The organism is Pseudoalteromonas thalassia (genome assembly GCF_049257215.1).
Lineage (GTDB): Bacteria > Pseudomonadota > Gammaproteobacteria > Enterobacterales > Alteromonadaceae > Pseudoalteromonas > Pseudoalteromonas lipolytica_C.
Genome location: NZ_JBMMUE010000001.1, coordinates 487,359 through 511,386, shown reverse-complemented (window position 1 = coordinate 511,386; position 24,028 = coordinate 487,359). Strand labels below are relative to the sequence as shown.

Sequence of the window (24,028 nt, the reverse complement as noted above, 5' to 3'; positions counted from 1 at the left end):
CCTCTGTTGAATAAAGCAAATGGCTTTATTCGTTAATTCTAAATCCCAGTGCAGCTAATGCGCCTTCACATGCACTGTTGGCAGCCACCGATAAAGTACTAAACTCTCGTCGTGGCGGGTAATTCTTGCGTAAACTATCAAAGCCTTCGCTTGCTAATTTACTTCGTAAAATGCCATCGTCACGACGCACATCATAAATTAGATGCACTAAGCGACCTATATCGTCTAGATTAAAGGTTTCACCTAGTGTGACACAATGGCTGATTGGCTCCGGTAAAAAATCGTCCAGAGACTTAAGCGCTACGATGCCTTCAAGCTCACACACTTGCTGATACAGCATTTGTGTGCCGCGAGCTTTGCCTTCGAGTGTATGCCCTGCAATATGCACACTGGCATAACGCACATAATCAAGCAAAGGAGTCAGTATATTGGGTTCATTTTCCCAAACATCAAGCACGCAATCTAATTGGGCACCTTGTTCAAACAATGCTAGCAATGCTTGGTTATCAATTACATCACCACGGCTTGCATTGATAATTGTCATTCCAGGCTTAAGTGCCTTTAAGCGTGTTTCATTAAGCATGTGCAAGGTTTTATGTGGCCCCTGCTTAACTAATGGCACGTGAAAAGTCACAATATCAGCTTGAGCTAGTAATGTGTCTAACTCAATGTGTTCTGCAAGTTCACCAGCTTCATACTTTGGTGGGTCACATAGCAACACATTCATACCGAGCAGGCTCAACTTATCACGTAAGCAGCTTCCTATACTGCCAACACCAACTATCCCTATGGTTTTACCCTGTAATGAGCTGGCATTTTCTTGGCTCAAGGCATATAAGCTACTAATAACATATTCAGCTACCGCAACGGCATTACAACCAGGGGCGCTGCTAAATGCGATATTTCGCTCAGCAAGTAATTCGGTATCAATGTGATCGACACCTATGGTTGCTGTGCCCACAAATTTTAATTTATCTGCTTGAGTTAGTAGGGCTTTATCTACATTGGTCACCGAGCGAGTTAACAAAATGTCGACTCCAACTAGCTGCTCTGGTTGTAGATTACGGCCATCAAATCGCTCAACATCACCAAAATCGGCAAAGTACTGCTCAACCAATGGCATATTTTGATCTGCAAGAATTTTCATTTGTGTGTCCGAGAGGCAGAAAGTGGCGCTATTGTAGCGAATTTATCGGTATTCGGATAGGTAACAACTAAGACGATTTTGGGGTTATTTATACCCAAACCACCTCAAGGTGCGAGTTTCAGTTGGAATTAAATGCGATAATGAAAAAGCCGAGCAATTGCTCGGCTTTAAGCAAATACTGGAGAGGTTTAACCTTTATATTTGCTCATTACGAGAGTGGCGTTCGTGCCACCAAAACCAAAGCTGTTAGACATAACTGTATTTAGTTCAACGTCTTTACGCTCAGTTACGATATTTAGACCTTGTGCTTGCTCATCCAGTTCATCTATGTTGATTGATGGAGCAACAAAGTTATGCTCAAGCATTAATAGCGAGAAAATTGCTTCGTGTACGCCTGCTGCACCTAAAGCATGACCTGTCATCGCCTTAGTTGCACTGATCATTGGAGAGTTACCACCAAATACTTCTTGGATAGCGCCAAGCTCTTTAACATCGCCAACTGGTGTTGAAGTACCGTGAGTATTTAAGTAATCAATACCACCTTCAAGGCCTTGCATTGCTTGTTTCATACAACGTACAGCACCCTCACCTGATGGAGCTACCATGTCGTAACCGTCAGAAGTTGCACCGTAGCCTGTGATTTCTGCATAGATGTGCGCACCACGAGCAAGTGCATGCTCTAATTCTTCAACAACAACGATACCGCCACCGCCAGAGATAACAAAACCGTCACGGTTTGCATCGTATGTACGTGATGCTTTCTCTGGTGTTTCATTGTACTTAGTAGACAATGCACCCATTGCATCGAATTCCATTGCAAGTGTCCAGTGAAGCTCTTCACCACCACCTGCAAAAATAACGTCTTGCTTACCTAGTTGAATTTGCTCAACCGCATGACCAATACAGTGTGCCGATGTCGCACACGCAGAACTGATTGAGTAGTTAACACCTTTAATTTTGAAAGGTGTTGCAAGACACGCAGAAGTCGTGCTCGCCATAGTACGTGGTACCATGTAAGGACCAACACGTTTTACGCCTTTTTCACGTAAAATGTCAGCTGCCTCAACTTGCCACTTAGATGAACCACCACCTGAACCCACTAATAAACCAGTGCGCTCGTTTGAAACTTGCTCTTCACTAAGGCCTGCATCTTCAATTGCTTGTGCCATTGAGATATAAGCGTATGCAGCTGCATCGCCCATAAAACGCATTGCTTTACGATCAACAAACTCTTTAACATCAATATCGATTTTGCCCGAAACGTTACTACGTAGGTTGTAGTCGGCAAATTCTTGGTTGAATGCAATACCACTGCGGCCTTGTTTTAATGATTCTAATACTTCTTCTTTGTTGTTACCGATGCTTGAAACAACACCGATGCCCGTAATAACGGCTCTTCTCATGGGTAATTACCTTAGCTCTATACTAAATTGTGTTCTATTTTACGCTGAAATTACTTTCGAAGTGGTCAGCTTTCTAGCGTACACTTGTACTCTGAATGTCTAGCTTATAAATAACGCCAGACTATTTCAAAGAAAACACGTAAAATAATTAAAAAAAGTTTGTAGTTAATTAGTTAAACCATGATCAAAAACGCACATATTCATTTTAATCACCTTGGTACCCCTGTCGCCGATCAGTTTGACGATGTTTATTTCTCTAACGACGATGGCTTAGCCGAATCACATTATGTTTTTTACCAACAAAACAATATCCCGCAACGATTACAAAATCATGACCGTAACCACTTTGCCATTGCTGAAACAGGCTTTGGTACTGGGCTTAACTTTTTAAATACCTGGCAACATTTTGCTGCTCACCTTGATAGGCAGCATGCAGAGCTAGAAGTTCAAAATCAACACGACCTTAGTGGCAATAAATGCGTAAATAGACTGCACTTTATCTCATTCGAGAAATACCCTATTAAGCGTGATGACCTCGCACAAGCACTTAAAGCCTGGCCTAATTTAAGCGATTATAGTGAGCAACTAATTGCTCAATACCCTATTAATTTGGCCGGTTGTCATCGTCTTGAATTTGCTGGCGGCAAGCTAATACTCGATCTTTATTTTGGTGACGTACAAGACAGCATCGATATCATGAGCTACCCAAGTGAAGGGGTTATCGATGCCTGGTATTTAGATGGTTTTGCTCCAAGCAAAAACCCTGATATGTGGCAGCAAAGTTTGTTTAACAAAATGCGAACTATTTCAAGAGCAAATGCCACACTCGCCACTTTCACTGCAGCCGGCTTTGTAAGAAGAGGGCTAATCGAAGCAGGCTTTAGCATGAGTAAAGCAAAAGGCTACGGTAAAAAGCGCGAAATGCTGATTGGTAAGCTAACCGAGCCTAATCAGCAACAATCAGGACCTGCGTATTTTGCTCACCAACAAAGTGAACTGAGTAATGTAGCTGTTATCGGCGGCGGTATTGCCAGTAGCTGCGTACTGTATTCACTGGCTAAAAGAGGCCTGAATGCCACACTTTTTTGCCAAGATAAAGCCCTTGCCATGGGCGCTTCACACAATGTACAAGGGGCTGTTTATCCGCATTTACAAGCGAAGAATTCACCGCACAGTGAAATGTTTGCCTATAGTTTTTTATATGCGATGCGTCTTTATCAGCAATTGCTTGATGATGGTTTTGACTACCCTCACCAGTGGTGTGGTGTATTGCAACATGCGGTTAAACAAGGCCTAGCTGATAAACATCAAAACCTTGCCGATAAAGAACTTTGGCCTACTGAATTAATGCGCAATGTAAGTGCCGAAGAAGGTGATAAAATTGCCGGTGTAGATACTGGTTACTCAGGTGTGTTCTTTGCAAAAGGCGGTTGGGTAAATCCACCAGCACTTGTTACAGCAATATTTAAAGCAGCAAACTCCTTAAGTGCGAGTAACAATAGTAAAATAGATAGCCACTTTAATTGCCATATTGAAAAACTCGAGAAAACCGCTGACGGCTGGCTGTTACACAGCAAAGAGCAAACATTTGGGCCTTTTAGCGATGTAATTAACTGTGCTGGTGAACACAGTGATCAGTTTAGCCAAACTCACACACTCCCCGTTGTCGGTGTGCGCGGCCAAGTCTCTCATGTACAAGCAAGCGAGCAGTCAAAACGCCTGAAAACCGTGCTTTGCCATAAAGGCTATTTTACTCCTGAATATCAGGGTCATCATTGTATGGGCGCGACCTTTGAAAAAAACTCAAAAAGCCGTGAAGTTAAAGAGCAAGACAACCACACTAATCGCGAGCAATTACTAAATTTTTATCCCAACTGCGAGTTTGCCAATAGCTTAGGTGAAATAACGGCAGCGAAAGCAGCGGTTAGATGTACCTTCATCGACCACCTTCCTATGGCTGGTGAGTGGGCTGAACAAAGTGATTATGTAAATGCGTTTGCCAATCTACGCTTGGGTAAGCGTTATCAATACCAAGCTTTAACGAAACCTCAGCAAGGCTTGCATGTGCTTACTGGCTTTGGAGCAAGAGGCCTGTGTAGTGCCCCTTTGTGTGCTGAGCATTTAATTGCTTGTTTAAACAATGAACCAAGACCATTTAGTGAACGTGTGAGCCAAGCCATTCACCCTGCTCGCTTTATTGTACGCGATTTAATTCGCAATAAAATTTAGCGGTTGGATGGGGCTTTAATTAGCCCCATTATTGTTCTTGATTACAATTTCGTTTTTAGTTTCCCCTTTAAAAATAATTCCTCACCCCAAGGTCTTTACTTACACAGTAATTAGAAGGAGTTTGATATGAAGACCTTAATCATTGGCGCCACAGGTCAAATAGGTAAAATGACCACCGAAAAAATGCTGGCAAGCGGTCATGATGTAGTGGCTTTAGTTCGAGACAAAAGCAAACTGAGTACGCTTGAAAGTAATAATTTAACGATTGTTGAGCAAGACCTCGAAAATGATTTTAGTCGTGCCTTCGAAGGCGTTGAACAAGTAATTTTTAGCGCGGGCTCCGGCGGCGCAACAGGTGCAGATAAAACCTTACTGATAGATTTATGGGCCGCTGTTAAAGCGATTAATTATGCGGCAGATGCCAAGGTTAAGCACTTTATTATGGTCAGCTCAATTGGTGCTGATGCCCCAGACAACATTGAAAGCAGTATAAAACCGTATTTAGTTGCTAAGCACATGGCTGACCAGCATTTAATCAATAGCGAATTAAATTACAGCATAGTCAGACCTGGCACTTTGTTAAATGATGCAGCAACGGGATTATTAACCACCACACGCCCTGTAACCCGCCAAGATGCGGTGATCAACCGTGAAGATGTGGCCGATACCCTGCTATACCTTGCTGAACATACACCGAAAAAGCCAAGAGTGTTTGAATTGTTTAATGGTGATAAATCAATCGACAGCCTTCTGAGCGATTGAATACGTATGCATAAGAAATAAGATTGAGAAAGCGCGTAAAGCACTTTAGTTTATTGTTTACATAATAATAACAAAGGTGCTTTATGCGTCATTTTGCTTTTCTTTTTTGCTTTGCTTTTACGTCGGCTTGTTTCGCTGCACCGGTAAAAGTACAAAGCTACAGTGGCGATACCTCCCTTCCCCACAAATTATTGATCAGCGCCATTGAACGTGCTGGCTTAGAGTATGTTCATCCTTACGAAACCAATAAAGATATCTCTAATGCACGTATCTTAAACGATGTAAAAAACAACCAGCTGGATGTGATGTGGAGCATGACATCTACTCAGTTAGAGCAAGATTATCAAGCTGTTTATATTCCCTTGTTTCGTGGCTTACTTGGCATGCGAGTAGCAATAGTGAAAGCACAAAACCGCGAACTGTTTAGCTCGGTAACTAGCTTACAAGATTTAAAACGTTTCACCGCTGGGCAAGGTAAAACCTGGCCAGATACGAAAATATTAAAAGCAAATCAACTACCCGTTGTTACCACATTAAAATACCCTAACTTATTTCCAATGCTTGAAGGCGAGCGCTTTGACTACTTCCCACGTGGGGTGAATGAACCTTGGGATGAAATTGCCAATCACTCAGAGCTTAACCTCACTGTTGAGCCATACTTAGTTATTAAGTACACCGCACCACTTTACTTTTTCGTCAACAAAAACAATCACACACTACATAAACAGCTAAATGATGCCCTAAACGAGATGATTGCCGATGGCACATTTAACGCCATGTTTTTGGCAGACAGCCAAGTACAAACGGTTTTATCAAAAGCCAATTTAAGCTCGCGTCGCGTTATTGAGCTAGATAACCCAACGTTATCGTCGAACACACCTAATAAAAATAGCCCTTTGTGGTTTAACCCATTTCAATGAGCGCACAATGAAATCATTAAAATACAAAATGACTTTGGCACTGTCTTTGTGCCTTTTACTAAGCGTGATCTTCGTGATCAGCGCAAACTACCTGCTGGCAAAGTCGAATCAGACACAGCAATGGCAAGATGACATCACTGCCCTTAATGAGCAAATGCAGGTTATTTTAGCTGAACCGGTATTCTCTTATGATGAGCCGTTAATCAATCAGATTATTAAAGCCTTTTCGCAAAACAAACATGTACATAGTATTTCAGTGACAGATCATCGTAATAAGCCACTTGCCGCTATCGCTAAACAAAGCAATAGTGCATCGGTTAGCAAAACTATTGATTTGCACTATTTAGATAATTTAATTGGTCACATAAAAATTGGTTACTCACAACAAGCACTGCATAGCACCATTGCTGAGTCGACACGCACCATGTTTATTACCTTGCTAGTCTCTTTTATCGCCTTGGGTGCGGTGATTATTTATATCGTGCGGCTTTTAGTGATAAAACCAATCGATAGCGTAAATAGCCTTGTTGATGAAATTGTCAAAGGTGAAGGCGACCTTACAAAACGCATTAGCTACCAATCGAATGATGAAATTGGCTATTTAGTTGATGGTTTCAATCGCTTTATAGCGCAAGTACAAGAAATAATTACAGAGTTAGGCAGCACAGCCAGCGAGCTTGAAATGATAGCCAGCACAGTAAACGAAGCATCTGTGCGCTCTAAAAACGAAGCCGAGCTTGAATACAACCGCACTGATTCAGCAACCAATGCGCTTAGTCAGTTAAGTGAAGCAACCAAAGAGATTGCCCAAGGAGCTAATCAAACCGCGCAGCAGACAACCGACGTTCATCGCTTATGCCAACAGGGCGAACAAAATATGAATGCCAATGGCAACATGGTAGATGAGTTAGCTGCACAACTCGACCATACATCAAACGTGGTTAAACAACTTAACGCCAGCAGTAATGAAATTAGCCAAGTGCTCGATGTTATAAAAAGTATTGCCGAGCAAACCAATTTACTGGCTCTAAATGCTGCTATTGAAGCGGCTCGTGCTGGTGAATCTGGTCGTGGCTTTGCTGTAGTAGCCGATGAAGTAAGAGCGCTTGCTAGTAAAACCTATGATTCAACGTCTGAGATTGAATCAATTATTGTATCGCTACACAACAATACCTCTGACTGCGTAACGGCAACGGAGCAAAGTAAATCATTAAGCGATAAAGTAAGCCAAGCGAATCAAAAAAGCCAAGCAGTGTTTAAAGATATTGCTAAACAAATCAATACCATTAATCAAATGAACGAGAGCGTTGCAGCAAGTTCTGAAGAGCAAACCAGTGTGACCGCTGATATATTAAATACCATGCAGCTTATTAACCAAGGCGCTAAGAGCCTATCGCAAGAAGCTCAACACCTCGATAACACCATAGGCCAACTCAATGAATTAGAACGCGGCATCGTTGCTAAACTGGGTTTGTTCAAATACTAAAAGCCATAATTCCCTGCCACGCAAGTTGCAGGGAAAGCACCGTTAACACTAAACGAAAAATCTTTTTAAATTTATCTGACGAAATGCGGTGCAGTAACTTAAGGCCAAGCCAAGTACCTAATGCACCGCTCAATATCATGAGCATAACCAGCGGCAACCACTGCCAAAATGCAAACCCGACAGCCCCATATAAAATCGCTTTTAAGGTATGTTGCACTGTCATGCAGCTTGAGAATGTGGCGGTAAATTTAAGCTTATTATAATTATTGACATATAAGCAGCTGCCAACCAAGGGCCCGCTTGCCCCTACAAACATCGAGATAAACGTGGTCCAAAGCCCTGCGAGAACACGCCATAACTTTGAGGTTTCTCTAAGCTTTGGCGTAACTCCCCACAGTAAATAAAGCACAAAAGCGGCTACCACTATTTTCATTAATTCAAGCGGAATTGATGTGACAATCGTTGAGGCAACCAGCGCACCTATGACTCCCCCCAGTGAGAAGTACACAAACATAGCACCATCAATATGTTTAAACGTGAACATAAAGCGGTTTGCATTAGAGCCTAACTGCACTAAGCCATGAACAGGAATAACCACACTCATAGGAAGCATAGATGCCATGATCACCAGCAACATCAATCCGCCACCCGCACCAAAAGCCGCTGAAATCATTGAAGTAAAGCCCGCAACCACAATGAGCATTATTGTGCTGATCGGACTTAATAAATCTCCACCCAAAAACTGCCAACTGATCAAATCCATTGTTATGCTTTAAATAGTGTGTTTAATCTAACGCTACCATGACTCACCACTATTAGCGACAAATTGGAAAATAGTTTCGACTAAAAGACCATATCAACCAAAAGAGAAGTGCCCCTAAATTCACAACTGGTCAGACTTGTGGTTTATTTTGTTAAACCGATGGTATATAACTATGCCCACAACACAATAAAATTGAAGGCACAGCATGACACTGATGAATGTAAGTACACAAGGATCTGTTGCTATATTAACTATGACAACAGCTGAAAATCGCCACAATCCTGCTTTTGCAGAGGCCTTTTTAACTTGCCTTGACGAAATCGAACGTAACCCTGAACACAAAGCACTGGTGATCACTTCAAGCAGCGAGAAATCATGGAGCTTGGGCATAGATACCGATTGGCTTATGCCCGCATTAAAAACACAAAAATTTGCAGAAGTAAGTGGCTTTATGCACTCAATGGATGCGGTATTCAAACGCCTATTACTGTTCCCAATGCCAGTAATCGCAGCGATAAACGGCCATGCATTTGGTAATGGTGCAATTTTATCGTGCGCCTGTGATTTTAGGTTTATGCAAAGCGACCGTGGTTTCTTCTGCTTCCCCGAAGTGGACTTATCAATCCCGTTTTTACCGGGCATGCTCGCCTTCATTAAAAAAGCCATTCCAGACTATCGTTTTAACGAGATGATGCTAACGGGCCGCCGTGTTACTGCAGACGAACTTGCCGCTGATCATGTTATCGAACAAGCCTGCCCAAACAGTGATGCCTTGTTAAATACCGCCCTCGAATTTGCCAGCCAGTTCGATAAAAAACGCGCTATTTTCGCCGAGCACAAAAAGCGCCTACACAAACACATCATCGACACCATAGATATAGAAAACAAACCGATTATTGATACCGTTCAGTTGGTTGTTTGATAAATAAAAAACCCTTAAGTTACAACTTAAGGGTTCTTATCTTAATCTTTTACATTAAATTACTCTTATAAGGCCTAATTGATATTTAGCCTTCATCATGTTGCTTAAGTTTGAGCCTCGAATACGAGACTACTAAAATAGTCAAAGTAAATGTAATTACAACTAAAATATAAAATACAGAAACACGCTCAACGGTAATTACTTTTAAATGGTTCAGCGCATAAGAGCATGCCTTTTCATTATATTTATTGGCTAAAACAACTAGGAATTTATGACTATAAATCAATGCTGTATAGTTACCCACACAAAAAGCTAAATAGCCAATAACAATGGCTATAGGCTCTTTGATTGTTCGAGTCGCCTTCTCATTACCTATGGTAAACCCTGCAACAGCTAGGCTGACGACCCCGAAGTAGTTCCATAACTTATCAACTTGTGAGTATTGAGCTTGAAACATTTGGAAAATTTCTACCATATTAACTGAATTATCCATTTATAATCCCCTAAGCAACACGCGTTACTTTAAGTTGAATACTTCCTTGGTTATTACGGTACAGAGACCAAACATCATTTGGAAAAGCATAAAAATACCCTGAAGATTCAACTTTTAAAGCGTTAGGTTTATTTTGATGCCTAGGAAGCGCAACATACTGATGCGGATGAGGACTACCATCATTTGGTACTGCTGTTTCTTGGTTTGAGTCATTAGCAATGCAACCCACAGCGATAAACCAAGGCATATGCTCTACACGCTTGGTTCCCCAAAAATCTGTAGATCTATTTTCTGTTGCTTGCTTAAATTTGCGCTCTGTCATCCCCCAAATAGACGATGCAAATCTAATAATATCGCCAGCTGTTAACTTGCCATCTTCTGTCCCTAACCAGTCGCACACATCTTTGCTATCTTGCCAACATCCTTCAGCTTCAAAAATATATCGCTGCCCTTTTTCCATATAAATATAGGTAGGAGTCCAATGCTGCTTTGCAAAGATATTTACTTGTGAAGATTCATTTTTTGCTAATTTTATTGTTGGCCAATATTCAGGATGCTCTATAGGCGAGACTGCTTGTCGTTGAAACACACTTTCATGGAAGTGCGCTTGGTTTTCAGCAACAACACAGTCTATATTTCGAGGTCGTGATCTAAACTTAGCAAAAATGCCTTTATAAGAGTTGTGTAACACACCTGCGGGATTTGGCTTCAATTGCTCAAATATTCCATCTCTAAAAACTAATCCAGCTTCGGCTGCTTCTTTTAACATCCATTCAAGTGTTATATCTGATAAGTCAGTATCGCTGTATCCACCGCCCACATCAGAATGCACGCCCGGAAACCATTTTTCTTTAACGTCACGATCACTTGCATACTCAGTCCAGCGAGTAACACAAAAGCTACTCCTTTTTTCATCCATAGCCATTGCATGCCTTGCAATATTTATATGTTTGCCAAGCGTGGTATCGTGGAAACGCCATGAGGCAGGATTATCTAATAAGTTAAAAAGCTCCATATCATTAGGAATACCTAGCGCCCCTACGGTATCCCATACACCAATAAAATGAATTTTTAGAGCAGCTTTGTGATTTAAAAACTGGCTAGGTTCAATAGTTTTAACACCTGATTTATAGTTATCAAAATGCTTATGAACATGCTCCCATTGTTCCTCACTTTTATCTATTTTGCTAAAATCAAGCAAGCCTAGATTAAGTAGCCCGCCTAAACTTCTTGCTGTAAAGGCGCCGCGACTAAAACCAAATATATAAACCTTATCACCATCGCAATAGTTATTTGCCAACCAGTAATAGGCACTACAAATATGACGCTTAATGCTTTTTCCTAAAGCTCCATCAACAATCGAATCTTTTAAACCTGTTTCTTCACCACCAAGCCCTGGGTGGTAATATGCTTTTTGTAACTCCCCCATACCATCTTTTTTTGCTAGAGCATGGTAAAGCTTTACAACATTTGTGGGTGCGGGTATGCCGTTATCTTCTTGACTTGGGTTATTCCAGGTTCCGTCACAACAAATAATTAAATTAGCCATAAGTACATCCTTGTATGTTCATTTGTCTAACTTATCTAGGCAACGGCCTCTATAAAGTCAAAATTTAACCACTTCAATAATGTAATTTAGGAATTTTCTGAGAAGGTACTTTTATGAGGAAACAGTTTCACATTCTTAGTTAAACTGTTGTAACCGAATGTTTTTTTGAAATAAAAAAGGCCGCTCCGAGAGCAGCCTTTTTCATATTTGGTGGAGCTGGGGTGAGTCAAACCAAACAATCAACCACCTGATTTTAAATAAAAATTTAAAAACCTAAATAACCCATGGGCCTCAAACTATCTCTGAACCCCGGGTTCAACTTTGCTCAAAAACAGGGATGAAAAAATTTTGAAATTTTCCCTTTTTTAATGCTTTCAGCATCGTATTTTGTCTGATAAGTTCGAAATTGTACGATGAGTACTTAATATAGCAGGGATGCCTCAGTTTTAAAATTAATACGTGAGGGCAAAATGCATCTAAACGGAATAACAACTAACGCGCATGAAATAACCAACAATTTTATTTCAGAACAGATTCAAATTTCCGGCTCTAAAAGCATATAAAACAACAACTTAAAATTAACCACTTCCGTGGAACATATGACATATGTGCGACATTAAAAGAAATTGTCATAACCTTGTCGTCATACTTAGTTTTAAGTGAAAATAGTAAAAATGGGCTTGGCATGATCCAGTTTCTTTAAATAGAAAAAAAGCGCAGTTAAACTGCGCTTAAACTTCTCACTGTAAATTTATTTTTTACCTTGGTAATTTGGGTTGTTAGGGTTTAATTGATTAGCCCGATTATCCTGAGCTTTTTGATACGCAGGATTATTACCTGAAGTACCTTTATTACCGTTATTTTGATTAGCTTTGTGATTATTGTTAGACATAAGAGTCTCCTTTAAAGGTTAAAAAAGAAAATTCGATTTTAGGAACTTCAGCGATTGCTAAAGCTCCTTCAATCGTCGAATATCATTTTTAAAATTTTTAAACGCTCTAAAATCACTTGGAGTACTTGGTACAGTTACTTTAAAACCCGAAGGTGTTATTAACTTTGGATGCTTGCCTTGCCTAATAGACCAACCTTTTTTCTTCAACAAAGCGCGCACTAGCATATTTATATCTTTGTCACTGCTATACTTTTTCATATACAAAGCCCTAAAAGAGTAACTTTGTCTATTGACGTATAACACTGTTTCTTAGCATCACTAGTCCAACAACTAAAATTGTAGCTTTCAGTCATGTTACAGCTAATAGTGAACTCTTTAATGTTTGTCATGTAAATCTCCATTTGTTGCTGACAAACACAGATTCACCTAGTGCAATGCACTAAAAAGCATTATTTTAAAATAATCACATTTTTTGAAAATAATTTAACAAATCATCAAATTCCTCAGCCTCATTGTGCTGGGCATGTATATGTTCAATGAGTTGTTTAACGTTACTATTATTGGCCTTAATTTGGTTTGATAACGCTAATGCCTTATCCATATCATTATTTAGATAAGCCAATAGTAAGTTATCTGTAGGGCTAATAAGTGCGGATTGGGTAAGCAGAGCATGAAGTAAACTCAGGTTTTTACCTAACGCAAGTTGTGGGAGAGTAGCAAAGGGATTTGGAAGCCTATTAGAGTAAAGATCCATCTCACTTGCCAAGTCATCAATAAATTTAACTGCGTTTTGATTACTAAGAGCAACTCCCATTAAAGAATTATTTTCAGTAAAAAGCAGTTTAACCGTTTTTACTGATTCAGCTCTAAAGAGCCTGTCTTCGAAAATCTTTTTTACGTCTTTAGGATCGGTAAAAATAGCATTCAGTAGTAACGCATTAAACAAAACATCTAACTGCCCTTCAGCTAGATATTGCTTAGATCTTTGAACTACTTTCTCAGTATTAACTTTGACAAGCTTATTTCGCACTAAAGAATTAGCTTTATCTTTTAAGTATGTACTTTCTTTGGCAACTTCAATTCCAAATAAATGACGAATTGCATCGGGGATAGTTAAACCACTAGCCATTGCAAAAAGCTTCTTTTAGCAAGCTACTTGCTTTAACTTGCTCTAATTGCTCAGCACTCAATGATAAACCAACTATTATTTGTGCTAAATCGAACCAATTAAGAGTTCTATAATTGCCATACTTGTTTTTACATTTGGGTGGAGTCTTAATATATTGCTGTAAAACACCTATACAATAACCCGCCCTCATAGCTTCAGACATTGAAGTATGTAAAGCTGCGTATTTACCTGTTTCTTGCTTTTTATTGAATATTTCAATCACCTCTCTACATGATGACTGTAAAAAGGCAGTATCTTCTGGCTGAAATAGCTGCTCTTTTGCAACTATGTTATTACAAATAAACAAACAGCTTGTAATAACTACACTTTGAACTAATTTTCTCATATTAAAAACTTCCCTGTTAATCTATCCCACTACGCTTGCTGATTCGGATTTTTCAGGTGCTCCTGCACTAAAAGCGTCTTCAGCTTTCTCTTTTGATTGTTTGTCCTTTTTTAGATAAAAAGGAGGCAGTGGAGTTCCTGCATAGATTGCCGAAATTATAACCAATACCGATAAAAACGACTCAAAATCAGCATGCCTATCTAGAATTTCAACTCCCAGTACACCTTGTTCTGCTAATTCTAAAATCAAATAGATTGCATAAAAGAACATATACAAAAGCTCTGCAAAAGCGACAACAAACACAAAGCGTTTTATAGCTGCCCATTTTGACCATTTCAAATTAATGCAGCGATTATAAAAACGCCAAATCACTGCTGTTAAGAATATAAAAAGACCTAACTCTACCAAGTCTAAATCAGATAAACCGGCATCATACTCAAAGAAAGAAAAAGGTATCAACAGCAAGCTAGAAATTGCAATCAGGCTTAAAACTATATATAGAAAAACAACTGTAAAACCACAGGCAAAATGCCCAAGTAAAATATCAACTGTATTTAGAAATGACTTCATTTTCATCCTTGAATTTATTAGAAAATATATTTTTCAATATCATCCCTTGTTGCATAATAAAGGTCCAGAAAAATATAAATAAATTGATTATTAAACTCAAAAGGGCAGTAACATGGAAGACTTTAAAAACTTTGATGAAATAACAAAGATGGATGAAAGGCACCGGCTAACGGGCTTAATTACAGGAGCTCCTATCAGCCTTAAATACATTTATAAATACTTAGAACAAGAAAAATTACACACAAACGTACCTGAAGAGGTCAAAAATCAGTTCAATGTTCTTAAAAATATGGCTTTATATACATATTTTTCTTACTCCTTAGCGCCGGAGGTTAACTTCAAAACATACACTCTTATTGAGCTTTCATTACGTTTAAAAATAAAACCAGACAAAAGAATGATGCTTCGTCAACTCTTAAATCATGCAGTCAATCAACAACTCATTTCCGATAAGGGATTCCGACATGTCAAATCACCTTCTAAAAGTAATAAATGGTGTAAATCACTACCAAAACTGTTAACAGGTTTAAGAAACCCAAAGGCGCACGGCTCAACAAGCTTGACCGGTGAATGCCTAACTAACATATCAATATGTGTAGATTTTATTAATCAATTATTCATTGAAGCAAATTCAAGTAATGTTGATTAGCGAACGTTTAGGCTGCAAAGCTTACAATCATACTTTTATTACTAATATTGGTTAGGGTTACTATAATTTTAATAAGGATGAATATGAATGTAAAACACACTCCACCTAATGGCGAAAGCATTGTTCACAAAGGACAGAAAGGTGGGACAACTGGTTGTGGTATAAACACAGAGATAATTCAACTCATTGGGCAAATACTACAGATAGGATCACATGCAACAAAAATGGTTGTAAGAATTAATTTAGCTTGAAATCAAGGGCCAACTTACTAGCCCTTAATCTACTTCTAAATCCAGTCGTGACTCTTTAGCTGCTCCCACGCGGAGGTTACATGCTCTAAAGACATTAAGCTCTTCTTACGCTCATTCCAATTTTGAATAGCCATAAATGCTTGCTCAGGTGTGTTTGCATGCTCTTGTTTAGCAACCCAATGAACTGTCGCTAATAACTCCACACCATATGGTGACTCATACCCTTCGATTAAATCTGTAACACGCGCTATTCGAGAACTTATTTCAGGGTTAGAGCTTGCTAAAAATAACTTTGCATCTTCGAGTGTAGTTTCAACTGGACGGATTTCAGACTCAACAACACCATCGCCTACACCTTGAATATAATGACCGTCCATCGTATTTAAAGCATGCCTTAACGCATCAGCATAAGGACCAAACTTATCTTTAACAAAGTTAAGTCGCATATTTTCACCAGCTGCCTGTAAAAAGTAGGCAAGCTTTTGCACTTCAATTTTTGATAAGCCATAACTAACTGATTGGTACGATTGTAATAGAGCTAAAATTGCAGCCCTACCTGGAGTCATTTTTGGCTTAGGGGTACTTGTTTGCATGTCTTGTGCTTTTATAGAATCTGTCGGTTCATATAAATAAACATCAAGTTCTGGAATGTCAGCCAGATACCTTAACATTAAAGGTTTTACTATTTCCCAATCGAGACCACCATTACCACAACCTAAAGGTGGAATAGCAATAGATTGGATGTTTAACTCTTTAATACGAGCAACTAAATCTTGTAAACCAGCTTCAATATCTTTTAAGCGAGAATCACTGCGCCAATGACCTTTTGTTGGGAAATTAATAATAAGCCGAGGAGTGGCAAGTGCGCCTAGTTCAAAAATAAACATTTTACCTAGGGCAACGTCTCCAGCTTTACAGGCTGTCGCATAAGCTTTGTAGTTACTTGGCCATTTCTTTTTAAACTGTAACGCAATACCTTTACCCATAACGCCAACACAATTAACGGTATTGACTATGGCATCAACATTTTGCTGTTGTAAAAGATTGCCCTCTACTGATTTAATACTCATACAGCCCCAAAATAACTATTAAAAATACCAAGCTGGCATAACAACTACTGGCAAGTCTAACGCAAAGCGCCTCAAAATAGCATTAACTTCTTGCGCTTTTGTTTGGTTGGCTACACCAATTCGTACTCCCCAAGTAAGTGGTACTTGCTCTTTTATCAAAAACTCAGCCATACGTTTTTCTAGCCTTTGTGTATATCGAGGGTTAGTAGGCACTGCATGAAAAAATTTACAATACCCATCTAAACTAGGCTGTTCTGTTAGAAGCTCCCAGTCAATTAATGTATGTAATTGTTTTAAGTCCGTACTTGGTTTGCTATACGCAATAGTCGCATTTCGATCAAAAAATATATACTCACGCATACCTGAGCGATAAGCTTCCTCTATTGTTAATTCAAAATAAATAATATCAGTTTGACTATACTTACAACCCTCTACTCGCCCATTATGAATTGCAGATAACATTGGTGAACGTGGTGCAAAATAAAAAGGCACATAATCATGAATACTTCCACCAGGAGGGTTAATTACCTTTTTGTTAGCACGAGTGCTTTGCGCGCCTTTATGTGCGATATTATTGTATGTAATGCCTAATCCAGTTGACTTCTCTTTACTCCACAATGCTTCGTGCTGACAAATCATCGGCAAGTTATCAATCGCAGTAATATGGAATATTCGTACAGGTCTAGGCATGGTCATAGACGATTTGTCCTTTTAAAAGGGTTCTTTTATCTGCATGTATTTTATCCGCAGGTTCTAGCAAACCTATTGCATCAGTGAAATACCGCAGTCCAGCCCATTGGTTATAGCAGCCAATTATATAAACTCGCTTTTTAGCTCTTGTAACAGCTACATTGAGTAAGTTAGGTTTACTAGCTGCCCATTTAGCAGCCCCTGCACTGTCAGTTGCACCTAAAACAAAAATTACTAACTTTTCTTCTTTACCCTGAAACGTATGAACAGTTCCTACCCGCCCTTCTAGCCAAGTTTTAAACTCGGAATCACTAAATTGCTGGTGTGAAAAATGTGTCTTGAGGTATTTATCAACGCCTTTTTTAACATTAGAAAATGGCGAAATGATATAGCAGTCAGGTAAATGTCCCTCTCTATTGATGAACTCATAAAGCATTGAAAGTACATATTCAGCTTGCTCAGCGACAAAATGTTTACTCTTCTCTGTTCCACTAACGTCAAACCAGCTACTAGGGCCCCATATAAATGGCTCTGTTTCAGCTATCTCATCCAAACCATGAATCATTTTATTGTTATAAGCTATTTGATTTGATATTGAAAACATGGGATCACTACAACGACGATGCACACGCAAAGGACTACCTAGCCATTTATCATATGCAATTTGCGAAGTTCCGTAAGGGTTTACTCTATCGGCAAGTTCTTGCACTGAAGTCAAAGAGGGCGACCAGTCAAGCCAATCATCTTGCAATAAACGCTCTCCCAAAAATTCAACTATGTCTGGCGGTATAGTAAATACAGGCTCAATTTGTAGTGGGTCGCCAACAACTACTGCACGTTTTGCTCGTAATAATGCGCCAACGGCTAGTTGTGGTGAGGCTTGGCCTGACTCATCGATAAACAACCAACCTATATCACCTTGCCCAAAGCTTGAAAATTGATTCGTTACCGATGCAAACGCGGAAGAGACTACCGGGCAGATCATAAAAAACAATTGCCACATTAATTTAGCATCGTCTGGTTTAGTAATTTTGTCTTGCAATAAATCAGGGAGTTTATTGAGAGTTTGACTGAGGCCATTATTGTAACTCGCCACTAGCCAAGCTTCATGCAGGTTAAAAGCTGCAATCGTTAGTTCAGAGCGAAGTTTATTAAGTGTTTGACTGTGCCCAAACGCCTTGCGCTGGTGGACTGTTGTATCTAAGTCATCGTTAGCTGATACAAACATCACATCAGAATGAAGCGCCAGGATTTCTTTACACGCTCTCTCCTCAGCAAGTACTTTAGATTCGAGTGTTACTACTTGGATTTTTAAAGCTTCAAAAGCTCTCTTTCTTTGTTCAACTCGTAAACAGAATGCACTATATAACACCCTGAGTTTACAGCTTTTAAAGATACGATAATGCCACCAAGGCAAACATTTCTGATGGAGCTTTGATGCAAAAAAATGACATTTTCTATAACTGGCTTCACTCTCTAAGCACTTTTGACTTAGCTGCTCCAAACGATGCTTTAACTCAGCAAGCGCTTCTAAGCGCTGTAAATCTACTATCGCTTTATTTACTGCCCTTTCCGCTTTTGCATATTGCTGCTGTGAATCTTTAAATAATGTTTCAGGTTCGCCTTTTTGGCTTAATAATTTAATACCATCAACCAACGTTGTATAGCTTTTAGAGACCTCATCGGTCTGCATCTTATCTGTTTTATCGAAGAACACTTTATTCGTGAAGCGCTTTCTATTGCCACTATTTCCTAATGCAGCTGCAATCATGCCCCAACAGTCATCTTTCTCTTCAAGACCTATTAGACGTTTTTGTTTTATTTCAACATGAGCTGCTATTTTTTGAGCCACTGATTGAAGATAGGTTAAGCAATTAAACTCATTCCCTAGCGCCTTAATTTGAGGCAGCTCCTTCGTGATATTTTCAACTGCATTATTGTTGCTAGAAACAACTACCATTTCAAAACCGGTGAGTTCGGGTTTAAGTACTTGTATTGAAGAGGCCTCATCACCTATTTTTATTTTCTTCGTTTTAGAAAATGCTCCTTTAGAGCTTTTTAAACGAGACAGCACTTTTGCGCGCTTAACAATATTAGCTGCAATAATGTCTCGCAGCATAGTTGTTTTACCAGTACCTGGTGGACCGTTCACTGAGTATAAGCCACCAGCTTTAATATGTTCAGTAGCTGTATTTATTGAAAACTGCTGCATTAGACTCATAGTATGCTTAGCACTATCAGGCCATCGCCCTAAAGGCATATAATTATGAGAAAGCTTTTGTTTAATGATACTCTCGCCTGATTTACTTAATAAATCTGCGTAATAGTTAGGTTTTTTAAGTAAATACGAATATAACGGAGAACTAGTATCTAGCTCATTCTTTTCAATCAATTTAATAGAACGGGCTATATCTTCAATAAAAAAACTATTCAGTATAGGTACATCATTTTCATTAGTATGTGAATCAAGCTGCTCTACAGATTCTGCGACTACTTCCTCAACACCCGAACTATCTTCTTTCAATAAATCGGTAAGTTTACGTAACTTTTCTAAAGCAGCATCAGTAATCAATTTTGAACTTTCAGGGGCAGGCTCTCTGGGTGCATTGTTTAATTGCACTATTAAGGAATAACATGTTTCATTTGGATTGAATCCCGCCCACTGTGACAAAAACTTTAATATTTCAAATAGCTCAAAATGAGTAAATGCATCACTTGTATTCGTTTCGTGTTTAATGTTACTGGCTAGCCGATGAATATTTTTTAATTTATCAGAAAAATCTGCTACGTCTTGGTCAAAATCACTTTTTCGCAGATTGTCTATTTCACCCTTTAATAATTTCCCTAAAGCCCATGGCGCAGTAGACATTTCAAGAGAATCAAGTTGAAGCTCAGCTTGTGCATTTAGTTTAATTTTAGCGCAGCAAGTAATACCGCCATCATCACGTCGCTGCTGCCAGTCTTCCTCTTTTTGAGAATTCATGGAGTGATCATTTGCTAAGCCTTTAAAGTAATCTTTCGTCTGTTGTGCAAACTCATCACGATTAAAAATGCCAATATAAAGAGTATAGGTATATGCTTTATGAGGATGATAACTTTTACCAGCCAAACGAATATGCTGACGGTTAAACCAAGGCAAACAATTTGGATTTTTTTTAAAATCACTAGCTGTGTATTGTAAAAAACCATCATCACCTCCTGGCAGCATATTTTTTAAATTAAAAGTATTAAAGAACTCAGTTTGTAGCCAAAACTGCAAAACTTTTAATGCATGGTTTTTATCAAAGTTCATTAACAAAAAAGTCCCTTTCATCATTAATTACTGGTCCATCTAAAGTACCTGAGATGGCATTTCTATCAATAAGTTTCAAAACCGATTTATCAATATCAAATGGTAGTACTTTGAGTGTAAGCCCGTTATCAAAAATAAAATCAGGCAACGGACTTAAAAACTGTGGGGTCATAGGGTAAATCAACCAAATCACTGGGGGCTCTGATTCACCTTTTTGGTAAGTTTGGTTATAGGCCAGCATCTGGTATATGTCACTTTCACTTATTCCATACTTTTTGTTCGGGAAGTTTTCATCTATCACCTTCCACTTCGTATCACCAATAATTAATTTATCTGGTGCCTTGATATGTAAGTCAGGCTTTAATTGGAAAAGCTTGCCATCATTAGTGCGTTTTTTAATGTCGCTAGGCGTATGGCTTATTAAGTATTGACTGCTGGTTTGTGTTTTTATGTCATAGTGTTGAAATTGCTTTTTCAGACAAATTGGTACGTAATCTTCAAACACGCGTTCCATAGGAAATAATATAGACAGCATACTTTTTGAACCGTTAACCGATGTAGGGCTTTGTTCTTTAAAAATCATCTCGATCCATGGTCTAATCGCTTCATAGTGAGACAAATGCCTACCCCGTTGCCAAGCATTGAGATCCTGCCAAATAGCTTTTGAGCTTGTTACTTCTTCAAAGTGAAATAGTAACTCCCTGCAAAGGTGTTGCGTTTTTGCTGTCACGCGCTTAAGCGACCAATGCAAAGCACTTTTAATTAATCGGTTTTCAGGACGGTTAGTTGTTAGCTCATCAAAGGCTATAAAGTGATGATGTTTATTAACTAAGTTATGCCTGATTTGCTGGCTAACTAGTATTCTACCTTTAATAAAAGGCTCATTGCTCTCGTGCGTTTCATACTGTCTTGCCACACCACGCTTTATTAATAAGCTTACCTCTTGCAAAAACAATTGTATGAATACATCAAGTAACGGCATTTTAGCCATATCTAACGATGCATTGTCAGCAACCCTACCTGGTAAATACTGTGTTGCCTTTAACATCTTTATAAGGTTGGAGCGATTCCTGCTAATACTTTCATCACTCTCAGCATGTACACTTTTCCGATGTGTTTTAGGCAATATTTCAATTTGGTCGCCACAAGGTAAGCAAATTACACCAACGTAGTTTTGGCAAACTAATACCTCTTGTCGCTTTTCAAAGCCATACCTAAATAACTTATCGTGGTCTGCCTCACTGCAAGTTAACAGTTGTTTGAGCGCTTCAAATTGAGAGTGCTCTAGATTTAAGTTATCACCCTCACATTTAGTAATATTACTTTTATACAAGCGAGAAAACTCATAAACAGACCATGTACGCATAAACCTTCCTTAGTTTTGCTCTTGTCCAGAAAAAAGCGCGGCAAAATTTTTGCCCTCAATACTTTGATAAACAGCTGTATAGTTCTCAATCTCGTCAAAAGCTTTAGGATCTACAAAGTAAGACTTTGCTGCATACTCATTTGCGTCACCAAGCCAAGTTGTATGAGCATCTTTAAGCTCTGAAACAAATCCGTTACCGTTAAATACTTGCTTAATTTTATCCCAATCTTCAAAAAAGTATTCTTCCAGTAGCGGCATGATGTTAGAGATAAAGACTTGTTTAAGACCTGCCAAATTACTTACATTCATTAATAAAGCGTGGCCAATAATGTGCTCTCTATCTAATAAAAGTTCTATACGTTTATTAATCGTGAATAATAGCTTTCTTACATCAATACCATCTACATTATCCTTTAGTAAGGAGTAGTCAGTTCTCAGCTCTTTAAACTCAAATCGGCGTCTTAACGCTATATCTATATGAGTTAAAGAACGGTCAGCCGTGTTCATTGTGCCAATAATATCGAGGTTGTTAGGTACCGAAAAAGGTAAATTTGAGTAAGGCAAAGTAACTGTAAGTTCGTGCTTTTCACCAGCACGTTTATCTATTTCAATAAGACTTATCAACTCACCAAATATCTTACTAATATTGCCTCTGTTAATTTCATCAATTACTAGCGCATATTGATGGCTAGGGTCAGCTTCAGCACGCTTACATAAGCGCTTTAAAATACCAGGTTTTACAACGTAACTTATGTCACCATCGTCGTTAGTAACTGGCCTTAAACCCTCAATAAACTCCTCATATCCATAAGATTGGTGAAAAGTAACAAACTCAAAGCGCTTTATTTCGTCCTCAACAGGAGGGCCTGCCTTAAGCTCATTTAATTGTTCTCTAAAACCAACAATTACTTCATGTTTTTGATCAACAATAGTCCACTTACTTTCTGTATTTTTATCAAAAATTAGTGGTTCAATGCGCTTGGCGTACTTAACAGTTTTTGAATCTTGAATTGCATGCGTTTGCAAGGCTGCCCACGCTGTCTGACGTATGTTGGCAGTTCTACCATTTAGCGCTAACTTTTTTGTAAAATACTCATGGTTCACAATTTCTGTCACTGAAACTTCTTCATCTATGTCAAGCAAAATAAGAGTAATGATTTCAAACCAACTTAATTCACTCAATTTATTATTAAGCCAAACTTCAGGCTCTTCAGAAGTTCCGGTTTCTGTATATTGTTCTTTTAAAAGCTTTTGAAGGGTATAAGTTTTACCAGTACCTGGTGGACCGTAATAAATAAAATTCTTGCTCACTTGAACTCTCTTTAACTTCACGCCCGGAGAAGAAACAGGTTTTACCTCTGATTTTATCGTTAACTCTCTTATTTTAGAATAATCATCAGGTAAAAATCCTTTTCCATCATTAGGAGGCCATTTTGCTAAAAAATTTGCGCCATAACTTTCATTGTTGATACTTTGATAGTCAAGCGTTGTTAAATCAATCGGTTCTTCTCCATACTCACTTTTTACGCTTGGAGAAGTGTAACTAACCGTATAACTATTTTTAGAATAGGCGATTTTTACAAACCCCTGTGTTGCAATTTTTTTACTCTTCTTTTTTCTACCAGCTTTCAATGGTGATCTTTTATTATCTGTAAAAAACCAATCAAAACCCTTTTTATGAAGTGTATATATAAATTTTGCTAGTTCATTCCTATGCTTTTCATTTTGAATAACTTCGACAAACTCTTTCTGACCAATAAAGTGGATAAAAAAATCAGCAACTTTCAAATCTAATAGCTTTTTTAGTGCTGCTCTAGCGGCACCATTATAAGTATTTCCAACTTCTTCTTTATTACCATTAACTTTATATATGTCATATAAATCAATTAAAGCAGGTATTTCTAAGTTAAATACTTTACTGCCGTAATCTTCCTCAATACGATTTAAGCCTGATAGATAGTTGTCTGCCGAATTCTCAGAAACAGGCTTAACCTCAAATGGCTTACTGAGCCCCTCAAGGAAACGTTTTCTAAAATCATTCATTTTTATTTTCCTTAATC

The 24,028-nt window shown here is 38.7% G+C and carries 21 protein-coding genes; 6 read left to right on the top strand and 15 right to left on the bottom strand.

Annotated elements, in window-relative coordinates:
* Positions 1-25: 25 nt before the first annotated feature.
* Complete coding sequence (locus AAEU31_RS02410; protein WP_421966299.1) at positions 26-1,147, bottom strand: 4-phosphoerythronate dehydrogenase; 1,122 nt, start codon at positions 1,145-1,147, stop codon at positions 26-28.
* 188 nt (positions 1,148-1,335) lie between these two features.
* Positions 1,336-2,550: a beta-ketoacyl-ACP synthase I gene (gene fabB, locus AAEU31_RS02405; protein WP_135924110.1), complete on the bottom strand. Its 1,215-nt coding sequence runs from the start codon at positions 2,548-2,550 to the stop codon at positions 1,336-1,338.
* 180 nt (positions 2,551-2,730) lie between these two features.
* Between fabB and mnmC the strand changes: the two genes are divergently transcribed.
* From mnmC to AAEU31_RS02385, 4 genes are all read left to right on the top strand, one after another.
* Entirely contained in the window at positions 2,731-4,779 is a 2,049-nt protein-coding gene (gene mnmC, locus AAEU31_RS02400; protein ID WP_421966298.1) for a bifunctional tRNA (5-methylaminomethyl-2-thiouridine)(34)-methyltransferase MnmC2/FAD-dependent 5-carboxymethylaminomethyl-2-thiouridine(34) oxidoreductase MnmC1, read from the top strand.
* A 126-nt stretch (positions 4,780-4,905) separates the two neighbouring features.
* Entirely contained in the window at positions 4,906-5,541 is a 636-nt protein-coding gene (locus AAEU31_RS02395) for an SDR family oxidoreductase (RefSeq protein ID WP_421966297.1), read from the top strand.
* A gap of 83 nt (positions 5,542-5,624) precedes the next feature.
* The gene (locus tag AAEU31_RS02390) at positions 5,625-6,461 is read left to right on the top strand and encodes a substrate-binding periplasmic protein (RefSeq protein ID WP_135924107.1); all 837 of its coding nucleotides are present in this window, start codon (positions 5,625-5,627) and stop codon (positions 6,459-6,461) included.
* 7 nt (positions 6,462-6,468) lie between these two features.
* The gene (locus tag AAEU31_RS02385) at positions 6,469-7,947 is read left to right on the top strand and encodes a methyl-accepting chemotaxis protein (RefSeq protein ID WP_421966296.1); all 1,479 of its coding nucleotides are present in this window, start codon (positions 6,469-6,471) and stop codon (positions 7,945-7,947) included.
* Here the strand turns inward: AAEU31_RS02385 and AAEU31_RS02380 are convergent.
* Positions 7,937-8,710: a sulfite exporter TauE/SafE family protein gene (locus AAEU31_RS02380; protein WP_421966295.1), complete on the bottom strand. Its 774-nt coding sequence runs from the start codon at positions 8,708-8,710 to the stop codon at positions 7,937-7,939. The two genes, AAEU31_RS02385 and AAEU31_RS02380, sit on opposite strands and share 11 nt — an antisense overlap.
* Positions 8,711-8,915: 205 nt before the next feature.
* On the opposite strand from AAEU31_RS02380, the gene AAEU31_RS02375 reads away from it, so the two are divergent.
* Complete coding sequence (locus tag AAEU31_RS02375; protein ID WP_421966294.1) at positions 8,916-9,632, top strand: enoyl-CoA hydratase/isomerase family protein; 717 nt, start codon at positions 8,916-8,918, stop codon at positions 9,630-9,632.
* An 85-nt stretch (positions 9,633-9,717) separates the two neighbouring features.
* Here AAEU31_RS02375 and AAEU31_RS02370 read toward each other — a convergent pair whose 3' ends face one another.
* The 7 genes from AAEU31_RS02370 to AAEU31_RS02340 form a co-directional block, all read right to left on the bottom strand.
* Complete coding sequence (locus AAEU31_RS02370) at positions 9,718-10,125, bottom strand: hypothetical protein (RefSeq protein ID WP_421966293.1); 408 nt, start codon at positions 10,123-10,125, stop codon at positions 9,718-9,720.
* Between the two features lie 10 nt (positions 10,126-10,135).
* A complete protein-coding gene (locus AAEU31_RS02365; protein ID WP_421966292.1) occupies positions 10,136-11,674 on the bottom strand; it encodes a T6SS phospholipase effector Tle1-like catalytic domain-containing protein in 1,539 nt (512 codons plus the stop codon).
* Between the two features lie 751 nt (positions 11,675-12,425).
* Complete coding sequence (locus tag AAEU31_RS02360) at positions 12,426-12,566, bottom strand: alpha-amylase (RefSeq protein WP_175082102.1); 141 nt, start codon at positions 12,564-12,566, stop codon at positions 12,426-12,428.
* Positions 12,567-12,623: 57 nt separating this feature from the next.
* A complete protein-coding gene (locus tag AAEU31_RS02355) occupies positions 12,624-12,824 on the bottom strand; it encodes a hypothetical protein (RefSeq protein ID WP_175082101.1) in 201 nt (66 codons plus the stop codon).
* Positions 12,825-13,029: 205 nt separating this feature from the next.
* Positions 13,030-13,695 (bottom strand): hypothetical protein, encoded by a 666-nt coding sequence (locus AAEU31_RS02350; protein WP_421966291.1) that lies wholly within the window; start codon positions 13,693-13,695, stop codon positions 13,030-13,032.
* The gene (locus AAEU31_RS02345) at positions 13,688-14,080 is read right to left on the bottom strand and encodes a hypothetical protein (protein ID WP_421966290.1); all 393 of its coding nucleotides are present in this window, start codon (positions 14,078-14,080) and stop codon (positions 13,688-13,690) included. The genes AAEU31_RS02350 and AAEU31_RS02345 overlap by 8 nt, the downstream gene beginning before the upstream one ends.
* Positions 14,081-14,101: 21 nt before the next feature.
* Positions 14,102-14,650, bottom strand: coding sequence for a hypothetical protein (locus AAEU31_RS02340; protein ID WP_421966289.1), 549 nt, complete (start codon positions 14,648-14,650; stop codon positions 14,102-14,104).
* A 112-nt stretch (positions 14,651-14,762) separates the two neighbouring features.
* Here AAEU31_RS02340 and AAEU31_RS02335 point away from each other — a divergent pair, with 112 nt between their 5' ends.
* Complete coding sequence (locus AAEU31_RS02335; protein WP_421966288.1) at positions 14,763-15,299, top strand: hypothetical protein; 537 nt, start codon at positions 14,763-14,765, stop codon at positions 15,297-15,299.
* Positions 15,300-15,585: 286 nt separating this feature from the next.
* Here the strand turns inward: AAEU31_RS02335 and darG are convergent, their stop codons facing one another.
* Genes darG through AAEU31_RS02310 form a run of 5 tightly spaced genes read right to left on the bottom strand, consistent with a single transcriptional unit; the run spans position 15,586 to position 24,011 of the window.
* Positions 15,586-16,620, bottom strand: a complete 1,035-nt coding sequence (darG, locus tag AAEU31_RS02330; RefSeq protein ID WP_421966287.1) for a type II toxin-antitoxin system antitoxin DNA ADP-ribosyl glycohydrolase DarG — start codon at positions 16,618-16,620, stop codon at positions 15,586-15,588.
* An 18-nt stretch (positions 16,621-16,638) separates the two neighbouring features.
* Positions 16,639-17,316 (bottom strand): type II toxin-antitoxin system toxin DNA ADP-ribosyl transferase DarT, encoded by a 678-nt coding sequence (gene darT, locus AAEU31_RS02325; RefSeq protein ID WP_421966286.1) that lies wholly within the window; start codon positions 17,314-17,316, stop codon positions 16,639-16,641.
* Positions 17,303-20,602: a DEAD/DEAH box helicase gene (locus AAEU31_RS02320; RefSeq protein ID WP_421966285.1), complete on the bottom strand. Its 3,300-nt coding sequence runs from the start codon at positions 20,600-20,602 to the stop codon at positions 17,303-17,305. The genes darT and AAEU31_RS02320 overlap by 14 nt, the downstream gene beginning before the upstream one ends.
* Complete coding sequence (locus AAEU31_RS02315) at positions 20,592-21,968, bottom strand: McrC family protein (protein WP_421966284.1); 1,377 nt, start codon at positions 21,966-21,968, stop codon at positions 20,592-20,594. Before AAEU31_RS02315 ends, AAEU31_RS02320 begins: the two co-directional genes overlap by 11 nt.
* A gap of 9 nt (positions 21,969-21,977) precedes the next feature.
* The gene (locus tag AAEU31_RS02310; RefSeq protein WP_421966283.1) at positions 21,978-24,011 is read right to left on the bottom strand and encodes an McrB family protein; all 2,034 of its coding nucleotides are present in this window, start codon (positions 24,009-24,011) and stop codon (positions 21,978-21,980) included.
* Positions 24,012-24,028: the final 17 nt, after the last annotated feature.